Annotated in this window: 21 protein-coding genes and 1 other annotated feature; of the genes, 20 read left to right on the top strand and 1 reads right to left on the bottom strand. The window is 32.1% G+C overall.

Annotated elements, in window-relative coordinates; all coding sequences use genetic code 11:
- Positions 1-10 precede the first annotated feature (10 nt).
- The 20 genes from mutM (at position 11) to FD36_RS01190 (ending at position 15,008) form a co-directional block, all read left to right on the top strand.
- A complete protein-coding gene (gene mutM, locus FD36_RS01285; protein ID WP_056957622.1) occupies positions 11-853 on the top strand; it encodes a DNA-formamidopyrimidine glycosylase in 843 nt (280 codons plus the stop codon).
- A complete protein-coding gene (gene coaE / locus FD36_RS01280; protein WP_014081895.1) occupies positions 846-1,418 on the top strand; it encodes a dephospho-CoA kinase in 573 nt (190 codons plus the stop codon). The genes mutM and coaE overlap by 8 nt, the downstream gene beginning before the upstream one ends.
- Before the next feature lie 4 nt (positions 1,419-1,422).
- Positions 1,423-1,914: a transcriptional regulator NrdR gene (gene nrdR, locus FD36_RS01275; RefSeq protein ID WP_056957621.1), complete on the top strand. Its 492-nt coding sequence runs from the start codon at positions 1,423-1,425 to the stop codon at positions 1,912-1,914.
- Positions 1,907-3,235 (top strand): DnaD domain protein, encoded by a 1,329-nt coding sequence (locus FD36_RS01270; RefSeq protein WP_056957620.1) that lies wholly within the window; start codon positions 1,907-1,909, stop codon positions 3,233-3,235. Before nrdR ends, FD36_RS01270 begins: the two co-directional genes overlap by 8 nt.
- Before the next feature lie 11 nt (positions 3,236-3,246).
- Positions 3,247-4,185: a primosomal protein DnaI gene (gene dnaI / locus FD36_RS01265; protein ID WP_056957619.1), complete on the top strand. Its 939-nt coding sequence runs from the start codon at positions 3,247-3,249 to the stop codon at positions 4,183-4,185.
- Between the two features lie 259 nt (positions 4,186-4,444).
- Positions 4,445-6,418: a threonine--tRNA ligase gene (gene thrS / locus FD36_RS01260; protein ID WP_014081899.1), complete on the top strand. Its 1,974-nt coding sequence runs from the start codon at positions 4,445-4,447 to the stop codon at positions 6,416-6,418.
- A gap of 17 nt (positions 6,419-6,435) precedes the next feature.
- Positions 6,436-6,560: a sequence feature (ribosomal protein L20 leader region), on the top strand.
- Between the two features lie 42 nt (positions 6,561-6,602).
- Positions 6,603-7,109 (top strand): translation initiation factor IF-3, encoded by a 507-nt coding sequence (gene infC, locus FD36_RS01255; RefSeq protein ID WP_041817703.1) that lies wholly within the window; start codon positions 6,603-6,605, stop codon positions 7,107-7,109.
- A gap of 33 nt (positions 7,110-7,142) precedes the next feature.
- Positions 7,143-7,337, top strand: a complete 195-nt coding sequence (rpmI, locus tag FD36_RS01250; RefSeq protein ID WP_014081901.1) for a 50S ribosomal protein L35 — start codon at positions 7,143-7,145, stop codon at positions 7,335-7,337.
- A 23-nt stretch (positions 7,338-7,360) separates the two neighbouring features.
- Positions 7,361-7,714, top strand: coding sequence for a 50S ribosomal protein L20 (gene rplT, locus FD36_RS01245; RefSeq protein WP_014081902.1), 354 nt, complete (start codon positions 7,361-7,363; stop codon positions 7,712-7,714).
- Between the two features lie 123 nt (positions 7,715-7,837).
- Complete coding sequence (locus FD36_RS01240; protein WP_056957618.1) at positions 7,838-8,365, top strand: YqeG family HAD IIIA-type phosphatase; 528 nt, start codon at positions 7,838-7,840, stop codon at positions 8,363-8,365.
- On the top strand, positions 8,365-9,498 hold the full coding sequence (gene yqeH / locus FD36_RS01235) for a ribosome biogenesis GTPase YqeH (RefSeq protein ID WP_041817706.1): 1,134 nt from the start codon (positions 8,365-8,367) through the stop codon (positions 9,496-9,498). Before FD36_RS01240 ends, yqeH begins: the two co-directional genes overlap by 1 nt.
- A 9-nt stretch (positions 9,499-9,507) precedes the next feature.
- Positions 9,508-9,819: a ribosome assembly RNA-binding protein YhbY gene (gene yhbY, locus FD36_RS01230; protein ID WP_014081905.1), complete on the top strand. Its 312-nt coding sequence runs from the start codon at positions 9,508-9,510 to the stop codon at positions 9,817-9,819.
- A 4-nt stretch (positions 9,820-9,823) separates the two neighbouring features.
- Positions 9,824-10,396: a nicotinate-nucleotide adenylyltransferase gene (locus tag FD36_RS01225; RefSeq protein ID WP_056957617.1), complete on the top strand. Its 573-nt coding sequence runs from the start codon at positions 9,824-9,826 to the stop codon at positions 10,394-10,396.
- A complete protein-coding gene (gene yqeK, locus FD36_RS01220; RefSeq protein WP_056957616.1) occupies positions 10,389-10,991 on the top strand; it encodes a bis(5'-nucleosyl)-tetraphosphatase (symmetrical) YqeK in 603 nt (200 codons plus the stop codon). The genes FD36_RS01225 and yqeK overlap by 8 nt, the downstream gene beginning before the upstream one ends.
- Positions 10,992-10,999: 8 nt before the next feature.
- Positions 11,000-11,359, top strand: coding sequence for a ribosome silencing factor (gene rsfS / locus FD36_RS01215; protein ID WP_014081908.1), 360 nt, complete (start codon positions 11,000-11,002; stop codon positions 11,357-11,359).
- Between the two features lie 2 nt (positions 11,360-11,361).
- Positions 11,362-12,099: a class I SAM-dependent DNA methyltransferase gene (locus FD36_RS01210; protein ID WP_056957615.1), complete on the top strand. Its 738-nt coding sequence runs from the start codon at positions 11,362-11,364 to the stop codon at positions 12,097-12,099.
- Between the two features lie 2 nt (positions 12,100-12,101).
- Positions 12,102-13,235 carry a nucleotidyltransferase gene (locus FD36_RS01205; RefSeq protein ID WP_056957614.1) on the top strand — a complete coding sequence of 378 codons (1,134 nt, stop codon included), beginning with the start codon at positions 12,102-12,104 and terminating at the stop codon, positions 13,233-13,235.
- Positions 13,236-13,314: 79 nt separating this feature from the next.
- Entirely contained in the window at positions 13,315-13,872 is a 558-nt protein-coding gene (locus tag FD36_RS01200) for a DUF177 domain-containing protein (RefSeq protein WP_056957613.1), read from the top strand.
- 43 nt (positions 13,873-13,915) lie between these two features.
- Positions 13,916-14,098: a 50S ribosomal protein L32 gene (gene rpmF, locus FD36_RS01195; RefSeq protein ID WP_014081912.1), complete on the top strand. Its 183-nt coding sequence runs from the start codon at positions 13,916-13,918 to the stop codon at positions 14,096-14,098.
- A gap of 211 nt (positions 14,099-14,309) precedes the next feature.
- Positions 14,310-15,008, top strand: coding sequence for a Bax inhibitor-1/YccA family protein (locus tag FD36_RS01190; protein ID WP_056957612.1), 699 nt, complete (start codon positions 14,310-14,312; stop codon positions 15,006-15,008).
- Positions 15,009-15,086: 78 nt separating this feature from the next.
- On the opposite strand, the gene yidC is transcribed toward FD36_RS01190, so the two are convergent.
- Complete coding sequence (gene yidC / locus FD36_RS01185) at positions 15,087-16,007, bottom strand: membrane protein insertase YidC (RefSeq protein ID WP_056957611.1); 921 nt, start codon at positions 16,005-16,007, stop codon at positions 15,087-15,089.
- Between the last annotated feature and the right edge of the window lie 246 nt (positions 16,008-16,253).

Genomic DNA, 16,253 nt, shown 5'->3' with positions numbered 1-16,253 from the left:
GGTGGCTTTCATGCCAGAATTACCAGAAGTTCAAACGGTTCGTCAAGGATTAAATAAATTAGTTAAGGGATCGAAGATTAAATCTGTAGAAGTTTTATACCCTAAGATGATTAATATTCCAGCTGAAGATTTTGAAAAAAAATTAGCAGGAAAAGAAATCATTCAAATTGACCGTCGAGGCAAATATCTTTTATTTAGATTGAGTGATGATTTGACACTGGTTTCCCATTTGAGAATGGAAGGAAAGTATGAAGTTCAACCTGAAGAAACTGAAAGACCTAAGCATACAAATGTCGTTTTTCATTTAACTGATGGTCGTGAATTACGCTATAAAGATACTCGAATGTTTGGAAAAATGGCTTTAGTTAAAAATGAAGATGTTTATAAATTATCAGGGTTAAATAAAATTGGCCCTGAACCTACTGAGCAAGATTTGAAGTTTGATTACATGAAAGAAATCATGCACAAATCTCATCGTAAAATCAAAGGATTCTTATTAGATCAATCAAAAATTGCGGGATTAGGAAATATTTATTGTGATGAAGTTCTTTGGCTATCCAAAATAAATCCAGAACAACTTACTAATGAATTAAGTGATGATGAGATTAGAAGATTACGAGCAAATATTGTTAAAGAAATTGCTGCAGCAATCAAGGGTCACGGAACCACTGTTCACTCATATTCAAATGCATATGGTGAAGCAGGCCAATTCCAAAATCAACTTCATGCTTATGGGCGTAAAGATGAAAAATGTGAGCGTTGTGGAACTACAATGGAAAAAATTAAAGTGGCACAAAGGGGAACGACTTTCTGTCCTAAATGTCAAAAACTACATGGTGATCTAAGTGACTAAAGTGATTGCATTGACAGGTGGGATTGCGTCTGGTAAATCAACCGTGGGGAAACTGCTTAAAGATAAAAATTTTGATGTGATTGATTTAGATAAGACTGTTCATGATTTAGAAAATGAAAACAAAGATGTCATTAATAAAATTGTTAAGTTGTTCGGAGTAAAGACTACTAATAACGGAAAAATCAATCGCTCTCAGCTTGCCGAAATTGTGTTTAATGATAAAAACGCTTTAAAGAGATTAGTTAGAATATTGAATCCATTTTTGATTAAAGAAATTAATAGTCATACAGATGAGGATGTTATTTTTATTGAAGCACCCACGCTTTTTGAAAATGGCTTACAAGTTTATGTTGATAAAATTATTATGATAGCTTGTGATCCGGTCATTCAAATGCAGCGATTGATAAAAAGAAACACCATCTCAATTAGTAAAGCTAACTTACTAATGAAAAGTCAGTGGCCACAATCAGTAAAAAAAGAATTATCAGATGTAGTAATTGATTCTACAAATGGAATTGATGAGTTAAAAAAACAAGTTTTATGCTTGCTTGATGATTTGAGGTAAGAAAATGAAATGTCCAAAATGCCAACACACATCTTCAAAAGTTTTAGAAAGTCGTCCTATTCAAGTGGGTAACGAAATTAGACGCCGCCGAGAATGTAATAATTGTGGTCATCGTTTTACTACTTTTGAAAGAATTGAAGCTTCACCATTACTAGTTGTTAAAAAAGATGGTAATCGAGAAGAATTTAGTTCCGAAAAAGTTTTACGTGGAATTATTCGGTCGTGTGAAAAAAGACCAGTTTCACTTGAGCAAATGAATAGAATTGTTAACGAAACAAAACGTAATTTGGAAAATAATGATGATGGTAGTCATGAAGTTTCCAGTGAATTAATTGGCAAAGGCGTTATGGCGGGGCTGAAAGATGTCGATGAAATTGCCTATATTAGATTTGCAAGCGTTTATCGCCAGTTTAAAGACATGAATGAATTTTATAGTAAGATGAAGGAATTGATGGGTGACGACGCATCAAAAGAGAAAAACAAAAAAGATGAATAATAATCAAATTATTGAACCTAAAACAGAATATCGAGTTTATCGTAATGGAGAATTAAATGCGACAGACTTTCAAATTTTAACCAAGCTGTATTTGCCAATTATCGGGGCAAATGCTTTTGCTTTAATCAGTTCATTATGGAATGAAGATTCTAATAAGCGTGAACATTTCGCATTGATGAATGGGATTGGAATTGATGGTGGTGAACTTTATCAAGCGCGCTTAAAACTTGAGGGTGTTGGATTAGTTCAGACTTTTCAAAATGAAAAAGAAATAGTTACGTATTTATTAACAAAGCCGTTATCAGCTACATCATTTTTTAGTAATGGTTTAATGAGTGAAATTTTGTTAGAAATGGTGGGGGAAACCAAGTATTTAGAACTATCTAAAGAACTACTTCCCAGTGATTATGATTTTTCCCTATTAACTGATACTACTCACGACTTCTTAGAAGTTTATTCAATTAACCAACAAAATATTACTAACCAGCAAGACATTATTAAACAAGTTCAAACGGGAATTCCTGATGAAAAGCAGGTACAAAGCTTGAAAGATGATAATTTAGATTTCAAATTAATGTTAGATATTTTGAGTAGTTCATTTGTAAATATCGATGATATTAAAAAGAATCATGATTTATTTGTTTCCACTAAGTTATTGTATGGTATTGATGAAATGACGATGACAAAATTAGTTGAACAAGCTACGAATTTAACTAATAATCATTTTGATATGCAAAAGTTTAAACTTTTAGTTTCGAGAAATAATCAAACTGATTTTAAAACAGCAAAAACTAATCCAGTTAAAAATACTACAACAAATGAATATCAATTCGATAATGAAGAACAACAACTAATTAAGACTGCTAAAAATTATGCACCGCTTGTTTTTTTAAATGCTTTAAAAAAAGAAAAAAATGGATATGCAACAAGCTCTGAAGAAAGAGTTATTTCACAATTGGTCGAAAGAATGGTATTGAAAACGGATGTAATTAACATGTTAATTTATTTATTGCTAGTTGATTATAATTATCCAACTTTAAATAAAAATTTAGTTGATACCATTGCTAACGATTGGTCACAAAATCATATTCAAACTGCTGAACAGGCACTTAAACAAATCAAAACACGTGATAGTAAGATTAATGCAGAAAAATCTAAAAGAAGACAAAAATCAAAACAAAATGTTAAATTAAATGTCAGAGAAACTCTGCCTGATTGGGCAAAAGATCAACCACATACCCCCCAGACTTCAGTTTCAAATAATATTAAAGAAAAAAAATTAATTGCAGAAAAGCTTAAAAAATTTAACGAAAAGAAGTGAGGTGATTGATAATGGATAATGTTGGAAAAAAATTTAAAGCAATTATGGCAACCGGAAACTACGCAGAAAATTATCGTAAATTAATGGATGAAGTATATGCAGATCCAGAGGTTGAAAATTTTATTGAGTCTAATCGTGATGCATTGACGGATGAATCAATTAAAAAGTCTGCTTCAAGTTTATATGAGTTTGTGAATAAACGTGATGCCATGCTAAATGGAAAAGACACTTATGCACATGGGTATGAACCAAAGTTAGTTGTTAACAATCATGCGATTGAAGTTTCTTATCAACCAACCCAAGCCTACCTAACTAAGGTTTGGGAACGCCAAATTCGTGATAATATTCAAGATTTAGGTATGTCCAAAGCGCTACAAAATGCTAACATTAATGATTATTATCATGAAGGAAATCCAGCTCGCGAAAATGCTTTAGTTCATGCTCTTGACTTTATTGATGCATATGAAAATAACCCGCAGAAATATCACAAGGGGTTCTATATCTATGGAAGTTTTGGAGTTGGAAAGTCATACTTGTTGAGTGCAATTGCCCATCGTCTGGCTAATGACAACATTAAAACTACATTCTTACACTTTCCATCATTTGCAATGGATATGAAGGCTTTGATTAATTCCAAAACTGATTCTGTAGGTAATCAGGTTGATTGTGTTAAAAAAGTACCTGTTTTAATGATTGATGATATTGGAGCTGATTCGATGTCAGCTTGGATTCGCGATGATATTTTGGGAGTGATTTTGGAATATCGGATGCAAAATCAATTATCAACCTTCTTTAGTTCTAATTTTTCGATGGAGCAATTAGAAAAAGAACATTTAGCAATTACAGCTAAGGGAGATTTTGAGCCACTAAAAGCTAAGCGGCTCATGGAGAGAATTAAATTCTTGGCTACTCCGATTGAAGTTAACGGAAAGAATTTAAGAAATGATTAAGCATCACTCTTGACATTTGTTGTTGGTGTTAGTACAGTATTAACAAGGATATGAGTTAGCTATGAATTCACAGAGAGAATAACATTTTCTGGAAGTTATTCGTTGGATTAGTTAATTTACCACCTTGATTAAAATTAAAATTAATAATGTGGTTACAAATGAGATGTTCAGTTTACTGAACGAATTTGGGTGGAACCGCGTCTAACGACGTCCCTGGTATTGAATAATACTAGGGACTTTTTTTATAGGAGGAAAAATCATGTCAAAGTTATCTTTTGAATTTCCAGATGGAAATCAAAAAGAATTTGATGCCGGCGTTTCTGTTGAGGATATTGCCAAATCAATTTCAGTTAGTTTAGCCAAAAAGGCCGTTGCTGGTAAAGTAGATGGTGAATTAGTTGATGTATTTGCACCCTTACAAAAGGGCGGAAAAATTGAAATCATTACTTCTGAATCAGAAGAAGGCTTACAAGTTCTTCGTCAAAGTGCAGCTCAATTATTAGAAACAGTTGCAAAAAAACAATTCCATGACATTAAAATTGGTGAAATTTCTGCTGATGAAGATGGTTTTTATGTTGACACTGATAAAGCTGAACGCCAAGTTAGTGCTGATGAGCTTGATGAATTAGCAAATCAAATGAAAAGAATCATTAAAAATGACGCTTCTGTAAAGCGAGTTTATTTGAGCAAAGATGAGGCACTTAAAGAAGTCGATGGTGATCCATACCAAGCTAAAATCATTTCTGAAATTGATTCAGATAATATTTTATTCTATGACATTGCCGGCGTATTAACCTTAGCTCAAGGAGTAGTTGCACCTAGTCTTAAAAATATTAAACATTTCAAATTACTTTCAGTTGCTGGTGCATATTGGGAAGGTAAATCATCTAACCCAATGTTACAAAGAATTTATGGTACTGCTTTTTATAAAGAAGCAGAGCTTGAAGCTGATTTAAAAGCTCGTCAAGAAGCTAAAGAACGTGACCACCGTGTCATTGGGAATAACTTAGATTTATTCTTTGTAGATCCTAAAGTTGGTGCTGGTCTGCCTTACTGGATGCCAAATGGTGCTACCATTCGTCGTACTATTGAACGCTACATTACAGATAAAGAATTAGCTAATGGTTATCAACACGTTTATACTCCCGTTTTAGCTAACCTTGATTTATACAAACAATCTGGTCATTGGGATCACTATCGTGAAGACATGTTTCCTCCAATGGAAATGGATGATGACGAAATGCTTGAATTACGTCCAATGAATTGTCCTTCACATATCCAAATTTACAAACATCACATTCGTTCATACCGTGAACTTCCACTTCGAATTGCTGAATTAGGAATGATGCACCGTTATGAAAAATCTGGTGCCTTAAGTGGATTACAACGGGTTCGTGAGATGACACTTAATGATGGTCATACTTTTGTTGCTCCAGATCAAATTCAAGATGAATTTAAAAAGATTCTTAAATTAATGATGGATGTTTACGATGACTTTGATATTGATAACTACACATTCAGACTTAGTTATCGTGATCCTAAGAATACGGAAAAATACTTTGACGATGATGAAATGTGGAACAAAGCACAATCAATGCTTAAAGGTGCCATGGATGAACTTGGTTTAGATTACGTTGAAGCGGAAGGTGAAGCTGCTTTCTACGGTCCAAAACTTGATGTTCAAACTAAGACAGCTCTTGGTAACGAAGAAACGTTATCAACTATTCAACTTGATTTTATGCTTCCAGAACGCTTTGATTTACATTACGTTGGTGAAGATGGTAAAGAACATCGTCCAGTTATGATTCATCGTGGAATTGTTTCAACTATGGAAAGATTTACAGCTTACTTGATTGAAATGTACAAAGGAGCTTTTCCAACTTGGTTAGCACCTAAACAAGTTGAAATCATTCCGGTTAGTGATGAAAAATACGGAGATTATGCTCGTAAGTTAAATGAAAAACTTTCTGCAATTAAGATTCGTTCTCATGTTGATGATCGTAGTGAAAAGATGGGTTACTTAATTCGTGATGCTCAAACCCATAAGGTTCCATACACCATTGTGGTTGGAGAAAACGAAGTTAAGAATAATACAGTTTCCGTACGTAAATATGGTGAAGATAATAGTCGTGATATGTCAATTGATGAATTTGTCATGGAAATTTTAAAAGATATCTCAAGTTACTCAAGAGATGCAAACAAAGAAAAAGAATCAGTTGACAAAGTTAGATAATGTTGATATGATTAAATAGTTAAAAGCAGAGGCTTCCCGCTTCTCGCCTAAGTGATTTTAATCGCTGGGCTTTACGAATGAAAGACCTATTTCGATAGGGATAGCGGGTATCCATTGTGGGTATCCGCTATTTTTCTGCTTTAAAATTACTTGGAGGTGAACCACTATAGCAAAGAGAGATCAAATGGTTAATGATGGTATTCGTGCCCACGAAATGATGATCATTGATGATAATGGAAATAAACTTGGTTTAAAGACAAAACAAGAAGCAATGAAAATTGCTGAAGATGCAAATCTTGACTTGGTTCTTGTCGCTCCTAACGCTAAACCAGCAGTTGCTAAAATTCTTGATTACGGGAAATATCGCTTTAATCAACAAAAGAAAGATCGTGAAGCTCGTAAGAAACAAAAGATTGTTAGTGTTAAGGAAATTAGATTAAGTCCTACTATTGATACAAATGACTTTAATACTAAACTTAAGAATGCTCAAAAATTCTTAGACAAAGGTGAAAAAGTTAGAGTATCCATCAGATTTAAAGGACGTGCCATTACCCATAAGGAAATCGGTCGGACTGTTCTTAACAAAATGGCTGATGCACTTTCTGATATTGCTACCGTTACCCAACGAGCAAAAATGGATGGACGTAGCATGTTCTTAATGCTTGCACCAAGTACTAATAGAAAGAAATAATTAATTTCTTTAATTAAAGAGGAGGATATTGTTATGCCAAAAATGAAATCAAATCGTGCAGTTGCTAAGAGATTTAAGAAAACCGCTAAAGGTGGACTTAAGAGTGCTCATGCATATACTAGTCACCGTTTCCATGGTAAAACTAAGAAACAACGTAGACATTTACGTGGAACACACATGATTAGTAGTCTTTGGGTAAAAACTTATACTGAACTTTTAAGAAAATAATTTAACTATAGGGGGATTTTAATATGCCACGAGTAAAAGGTGGAGCTACCACACGTAACCGTCGTAAACGTGTTCTTAAATTAGCTAAAGGATATCGCGGTGCTAAGCATCGTCTTTTCAAAACTGCTAAAGATCAAGTAATGAAGTCACGTACTTATGCTTTCCGTGATCGTCGTAACAACAAAGGCAATTTCAGAAAGATTTGGATCACTAGAATTAATGCTGCTGCTAGAATCAATGATATTAGTTACAGTAAATTAATGCATGGTTTGAAATCAGCTAACATTGATATGAATCGTAAAATGTTAGCTGACTTAGCTGTTAATGATGCAGAAGCATTTGCTACTTTAGTAGAACAAGCTAAAAAAGCTCTTTAATTTTAAACATTAAAAACTTCCATCAATTTCTTTGGTGGAAGTTTTTTTCTTCAATATCTTCCCAATTATGTGTTAAATGATTTAAAATAATAGTAAGTAATTAGAAGAGAAAGAAGGGTTGTTATGTTAGATGCTTTTAAACCTACATGGATGGTTGAAAGTTTATATCACATTTCACCGGAAAAATTAAAGGAAAATGGAATTGATACAATTTTAACCGATTTGGACAATACGTTAATTCCTTGGAATAATTCCATTGGCACGAATAAAATTAATGAATGGATTAGATTTATGAAAGAAAATGGAATTAATGTAATTGTAGTTTCTAACAACAATCCTAAACGAGTTGGAATTGCAGTCGAAAAATTAGATATTCCTTTTGTTGCACATGCCTTAAAACCACTTAATCGTGGGATTAAGCAAACTTTAAAACGTTTTAAACTAACTCCGAAACAGGTTGTAATGGTTGGAGACCAATTAATGACAGATATTTGGGCTGCTAATAATTGCCATATTAAAAGTATCTGGGTTAAACCATTGGTTGAAACTGACATGTTTCCAACTAAAATAAATCGGTTTCTTGAGTCAGTAGTTTATAAAAAACTCAAGAAAAAGTATCCGAACTTGAATTGGAAAGAAGACATTTATTAATGGTAGAAAATAACGATATTAACAAAATTCTGGAAGAAAAACTTTATTGTATTGGTTGCGGTGCTTTAATTCAAGATACTGATAAAGACAAAGCTGGTTATACACCTAAGTCAGCCATTGAAAAAGGACTTGAATCAGGAGAATTATATTGTCAACGTTGTTTTAGATTACGGCATTACAATGAAATTCAACCAGTTGATGTTTCAGATGACGAATTCCTTCATTTATTAGGTAAAATTGGAGATACTGACTCTTTAGTCGTATATGTTGTCGATATTTTTGATGTTAACGGAAGTATTATTCCAGGAATCCAACGCTTTGTCGGAAATAATCCAATTTTAGTAGTAGGTAATAAGGTTGATTTACTTCCATCATCATTTAAAGAATCAAAAATTAAAGATTGGCTTCGTCAAATGATGAATAAAGCTGGCATTAAACCAATTGACATTGAATTAGTTTCAGCAAAAACTAATCGTTCCGTTGATGACTTATTGGAAGTTATAAAAAAATATCAAAAGAACCGGGATGTTTATGTAGTTGGGGTAACTAACGTCGGTAAATCAACGTTGATTAACCAAATTATCCATCAAGCTTCTGGACAAGAACAAGTGATTACAACTTCAAAATTTCCAGGTACTACTTTAGATATGATTAAAATTCCATTGGATGATGGACACGATTTAATTGATACTCCAGGAGTTATTCATGCAAGTCAAATGGCACATTATTTATCGCCAAAGGATTTGAAATATGTCTCTCCACAAAAGCGAATTAAGCCAAAAGTTTACCAATTAAATGATGGTCAAACTTTATTTTTGGGGGCAATTGGTCGTTTTGATTATGTTAAAGGTCCAAAGACTGGTTTTACAGTTTACGTTGATAATAATTTAATGATCCACCGTACGAAGACAGAAAATGCTGATGAATTTTTTGATAAACATGCCGGTGAATTATTGAATCCACCATTGGGTAAGGAAAATGTTGTTCCACTTCAGAGGCATGAATTTAAAGTCGAAGATACTTCTGATTTAGTAATTGAAGGTTTAGGTTGGGTTACCGTACCAAAAGGTTCAATCATTGCTGGTTGGGCTCCCAAAGGTGTTTCTGTTTTAATTAGAAAAGCAATGTTTTAAGGAGAAATTATGAAATTAACAGGCAAACAAAAAAGATTCTTACGTGCCAATGCTAATCATTTACGGCCCATTTTTTCAGTTGGTAAAAACGGATTAAACGAACTTTGGTTAAACGAGGTTAATCAAGCTGTCGATAGTCGTGAATTAGTAAAAATTAGTATTCAACAAAGTGCAGATGTTGATACTGATGATGTAAAAGAATTTATTGAAAATAACAGTGATATCAGTGTAGTTCAAACCATTGGCAAAACAGTTTTATTATTTAATCAGTCATCAAATCCTAAACACCGTGATATTTCCAACGGCGTCTTTAGTCTATAAAAGAATGGAAAAAAAAAAGATTGGTATCTTAGGTGGTACATTTAATCCCATCCATTTAGGGCATTTAATTATGGCAGAGCAAGCTCTATCTCAGTTAAAACTAGATAAAGTACTATTTATGCCAGATTATTTACCCCCTCATATTGACCATAAGGATACGATTGATGCTTTTGATCGAATAAATATGATTAAGTTAGCGATTGCTAACAATTCTAATTTTAAATTAGAAACAATTGAAGTTGATCGAGGTGGAAAAAGTTATTCTTTTGATACAATGGTACAGTTAACTAAAAGTCATCCAAATAATGATTATTATTTTATTATTGGTGGTGATATGGTTGAATATTTACCAAAATGGTATCGAATTAATGATTTATTAAAAATGGTAACATTTGTGGGGGTTAAGAGACTGGGAAATAAAGTAGAGACAGAATATCCTGTAAAATGGATTTCTTCTCCATTAATAGATATTTCTTCAACTTACGTTAGAAATTCAATTTTGCATCATCGAGATTTGAGATATCTTGTTCCCAATCAAGTACTAAATTACATTAAGGAGAATGGTCTTTATGAATGAAGTTAAATATGATTATACTAATTACGCCAAAATGAATCGTACTGAAATTCTTGAAGAAATGAAAAAGCATCTTAATGATAAAAGATTTCAGCATTGTTTAAGAGTTGAACAGACTGCAATTGATTTAGCAAATGAAAATGGAGTAAACCCAGAAATTGCTGGATTAGCTGGGCTTGTTCATGATTATGCTAAACAACGACCTAATGAGGACTTTATTAAAGTAATTAAAGAACATCATCTTGACCCTGATTTGCTAAACTATGGTAAAGCAATTTGGCATGGTTATGTTGGCTATCTTTTAGTGCAAGCCGAATTAGGAATTAACGATGCTAGAATATTAAATGCTGTTAAGTATCACACAATTGGTGCCCCTGACATGGATAAGTACGCTCAAATCACTTATATGGCTGACTTCATTGAACCTGATCGTGATTTCTCTGAAGCTGACGAAGCACGAAAAATCACTCATAAAAATTTATGGGATGGGGTTATTTTTCAAAACGAAAAAACCATGCAATTATTAGTTGGTAAAAATAAAGCAATTTATCCAGCTGCAATTGTAGCTTACAATTCAATTGTTGCCGGACTTAAATAGGAGAAAATATGAACAACCAAAAAGTTTTAGAGACGGTAGTTAAGGCTGCTGACGAACGTCGTGCAAATGATATTGTAGTATTAAATATTGAAGATTTAAGTGTAATGGGTCGCTACTTTGTTGTGATGGACGCAAGTTCAGAACGTCAAGTCAAAGCGATTGCTAATAATATTGAAGATCATCTTGAAGAGGATGGAGTTAAAATTATTCATTTTGAAGGTAAAGATAAATCAAACTGGATTTTAATGGATTTAGGTGATGTAATTGTGCATGTCTTTAAGACTGAAACTCGTGAATTTTACAATCTAGAAAAATTATGGGCAGATGCTAAGGCAGTTGACGTGTCAAACTGGATTACTGAGGATTAATTATGATTTACACTGAATTTGCCACTTTTTATGATCAATTATTTGATAATGCTTTGTATAACAAATGGGTTAATTTTGTAAGTAATAATGTTAATAAAAATGATAAGATCTTAGATTTAGCGTGTGGAACTGGTCGATTACTAGTTTTAATGAAAAAGAAAGGGTACGATGCAATTGGTGCAGATTTTTCAGAAGATATGTTAGCAATTGCAAACGAGCACCTAATTGAAGCAGGTTTTACTGAACCTTCATTATTAAACGAAAATATGCTTGATTTAAGTGAATTAGGTAATTTTGACGTCATTACTTGTTTTGATGATTCAATTTGTTATCTTAATAATTTAAATGAAGTTAAGGTAATGTTTAAAGAAGTTTATGGCCATCTAAATCGTCATGGAAAATTTTTGTTTGACGTTATCACCCCATATCAAACTGACGTTAAGTATCCAGGATATATGTATAATTTTCATGATGAAGATCATGCATTTATGTGGACGACTTATATCGGTGAATTTCCCCATTCAGTTGAACATGATTTAACCTTTTTTAACTATAATAATGAAATTAAAGGTTATGATGAATATTCAGAAACTCATTATGAACGTACTTATTTGGCGAAAGAATATCAATCGGTATTGTATAAAGTTGGTTTTAAGAACATTAAAATTAGTTCTGAATTTGGTGAAAAAGAAGTTGATGATCAAACGACTAGATGGTTTTTTGTGTGTGAAAAGGATTAAAAATGACTTTAAAAGCAGTTGGAATAATAGCAGAATATGATCCATTTCATAATGGCCATTTATTTCAATTACGACAGGCACAACGGTTAACTAATGCGGATGTGACAGTTGTAGTTATGAGTAGTAATTGGACTCAACGCGGAGAACCAGCTATTTTTGACAAGTGGACAAGGACTAAAATGGCCTTAGAAAATGAAGTTGATTTGGTAATTGAATTGCCAATTCAATCTGCAGTTCAACCTGCAAGTATTTTTGCATACAATGCTGTTGAATTAATTGTTGCTTTAAAATGTCAATCTCTTTCATTTGGTAGTGAAAGTCCAGAATTTGATTTTAATAAGTTTAAAACATTTGAAGTTAATACCAGTTCTAATGAATTCAAAAATTATCAGGAAAGCTATCCAGAAAATTTCCGCAAGTTTATGCTAGAAAATTATGGATTTAATCTAGAGTTACCAAACGATACCTTAGGCTTTTGGTATGCTCAAGCTGTGCAAAAACTTAATGCCAATTTAAAATTAGTTCCGATTGCCAGAAATGAAAGCAATCACGGTGATGATAAATTATTACATCAAATTTCAAGCGGTAAAGCGATAAGAAAAGCTATTAAGAATCGTAATTCGAGATTTATTAATTTCATTCCAGAATCGTCGGTTCAGATTGAAAAATTACAACCACTTTTTTGGGATGACTATTGGCCATATTTAAAATATGAAATTAATCAAACTTCATTATTTGATTTAAGAAATGTATATCAAATGTCAGACGGATTAGAATTTCTTTTCAAAAGGGCTGCAATTAAGGCTAAAAACTTTAATGAATTTATTGAACTAGTAAAAAGTAAACGGTATACTTATACCAGATTACAAAGACTTTGTGTTTACGTTTTATTTAAAATTACTCAGCAACAGATTGATGATAGTTCTCGGAATCTTAGGGTACTAGGAATGACGAAAAATGGTCAAAATTATTTAAATCAGATCAAAAAGGAACTTAAATTATCTTTAATTTCAAAAGTAGATAAAACTGTTTTTGATAGAGCTGATTATTTAGAGTGTAAAGCTGGTTTATTAACAGGAACAATTTTAAATAATCAACAAGATTTATATCATTTTCCTGTTATAATTAACAAATAGCAATTGCTATCAAGTGAAACACCTTGACATAGATTTTAGATATAAGTATAATTGGATTGTTGCATTGGAGGTTGTTTTTATGAAATGGTCTTTTGAAAAACTTCAGGAATATAAAAATAATTCTTTTGAAGACAGCGGTAAATTAGATTTAAGAGCGGATTTAAAAGAACGATATCCTGATAATATTTTAGATGCAACACCTTTTGACGTGAAAGTATCAGCGATTTCTGATAATGGAGATGTGATTATTGATGCCCATGTTAAAGGAAGTGTAACTGTTCCTTCTTCAAGATCATTGGATCCAGTTGAACTTGATTTAGACTTTGATATTAATGAAGTTTATGTTAATACTAAAGCAGCATTGAATCGCTATGATGAAGATGTTGTGGTATTAAAAATTGACGAAGATGATGATGCAATTGATTTTGATAAAGCTGTAGCGGATAATATTATTATTAATATTCCTATGCAGGTTCTTTCTCCTGAGGAACAAGATGGTAAGTCAATGCCATCTGGAAATGACTGGGAAGTTATTTCTGAAGATGATTTTAATCATCAAGAGGAGGAAACAACGAAAGTTGATCCACGTCTTGCAAGTTTAAAGAATTTTCATTCTAAAAATGATGACAAGGCTTAAAAATTCACTAGTGGAAATTAATTAATAAGGGAGGTTATTATTAATGGCTGTACCAAAGAGAAAAACTTCAAAATCTAGAAGAGATATGCGTCGTGGACACATCAAATTGAGTGTTCCTGGCATGAGTCCATGTCCTAACTGTGGAGAATTACGTAAGTCACATTACGTATGTCCAAGCTGTGGTTTCTACGATGGAAAAGAAGTAGTTGCTAAAAAGAACAACTAATAGATAATGAAGAACGTTGAAAACACCATGGGTTTTCGATGTTCTTTTTTTATAGAATTAATTGTGAAATAATGCATTTAATTTGTTTTTTATTAAAACAAATAAAGTTTTAGCTAAAGTTTAAACTTATGAAGATTGATTCTAGGATTTATATTTTAATCGTGTTAGAATTTATCTTGTCTATTATAGAATTTGAAAGGAAGATATTTTTATGAATGGTGAAATTTATGGAAATACTGCTGAAATAGCAAATAGATTAGTCGCAAAAACTTATCAAAAAGTTTGTACTGGTCTTGCTATTACTGGAGTAATTATGACACTCATGGCTGTCTTTATGACTAAATGGGTTATGTCAATGGGAATCACGACTTCATTATTAATTTTGGTAGTTGCTCTTGGGTTAATGTTTGCTCTAAGTCGTTCAGTTACCAATGATAATACTAGTGCCTCAACAACTAATACAATTTACTACTTAATGACCATATTGTTTGGGGTTTCGTTAAGTCCCGTACTTATTTATTATGATGTAAAGACAATTGGATTAGCAATGTTAGGAACAGCAGTGATGTTTGGTGGGTTAACTTTTTATGCAAATACTACTAAACGAGATTTTATTGGATTTGGTGCATACTTAACTTGGGGACTCTTAGCCGCTATTGTGTTAAGTTTAGTTTCAATGATTTTCCACATTGCTTTATTATACGTTCTTGTAGATGTAGTAATGTTGGTAATTTTTGCGGTATTCATCATTTTTGATACTCAAAGCGTAAAGCGTTTTGCTGATTCAGTCCAAAGTGAAGAACAACTTCAAAAATACAGTACTATTGGTGCTTTAAGTATTTATCTTGATATTCTTAACATCTTCCAAATTCTTTTGGAACTTATTGGAATGGGTGATAATAGAGATTAATTACATTAACACTTTAACTTTGGTTAAGGTGTTTTTGTTTACAAAAAAGCTAGGAAATAAATTCCTAGCTTTTTTAAATTATTCGTGATGATGACGCTGTTTGTTAGCATTTCGATTATTATTGTGATTTATTTGATTGTCATTGCTTTCTTCAGCAGAAACTTTTTCTTCGGTTTCTTCAAGGGTATCTGGAACAATTATTTTAGGCGGATTTTTTTTAGCTTCTGTTTGAATTTGCTTGATAATTCTAGGACGAATTTCATTAACAATTAATTGTTGAATAATTGCAAATAATCCACCAATGAAGAAATAGATTCCTAATCCAGCAGGAGATGACAATGAGACAAAGAAAATCATTACTGGACTTATAATCATCATAGCTCCCATTTGTTTACGTTGAGTTTTTGGCATTCCTAAAATAGAAAGATAACCCTGAATTGCGTAAACAATCAGTGAGAGAACAGCTAGTAAAATACTTTTTTGTCCTAATTGAATTCCCATAAAAACTGTATGAGACAATTCTGGAGAATAACGAATTGCAGCATATAAAGCAGCAAATATAGGCATTTGAATTAGAAGTGGTAAACAACCAATTCCACCTGTCATACTAATACCATTATCTTTGTAAAGTTTCATCATTTGTTGATTTAAAGCAACTTGCTCTTCTTGAGTTTTGGCATTTTTCAACAATGATTGAATTTTAGTCATTTGAGGTTTAACTAAAGCCATTTTTTCTTGCATAATGGTTGATTTTTTTAATTGACTAATCATGACAGGTAACAATAGACATCTAACAATTACAGTGATTGCAATTAAAGACCAACCATAACCCCCAACATATTTAGCTAACCAATCCATTACATGTTGTCCTGGAACTGCTAAATAATCGTAAACCATTCCATATGGATGCCCATGAGAATCTTGACGTACACAACCCGATAGGGTCAGTGCTGCGAATCCAATTATTCCAATTAAACTCAGTTTTTTTCTATTTTTCATTTATGATACTCCCATCTATTAAATCATAATTATAATATTAAACTAATGCAGTTGTTACTGCAATTGAATGAATTTAAATTAAATCAAAAATATATTAATAAAAGAATTTATATATTTGAATCTTTGTAATAAACTTGAAAATAATTTAATAATCGTCTATCAATTTTAAAATTGTTTCAAGTTTATTTGTTTGATTGATGTGTTAGTATAATGATTAGAATAAATTAATTTGAGGAAGAATTCATA

It is taken from the genome of Fructilactobacillus sanfranciscensis DSM 20451 (genome assembly GCF_001436035.1).
Classification (GTDB): Bacteria; Bacillota; Bacilli; order Lactobacillales; family Lactobacillaceae; genus Fructilactobacillus; species Fructilactobacillus sanfranciscensis.
Note: the sequence above shows the minus strand (reverse complement) of the source record. Positions and strands in the feature narration are given on the sequence as shown.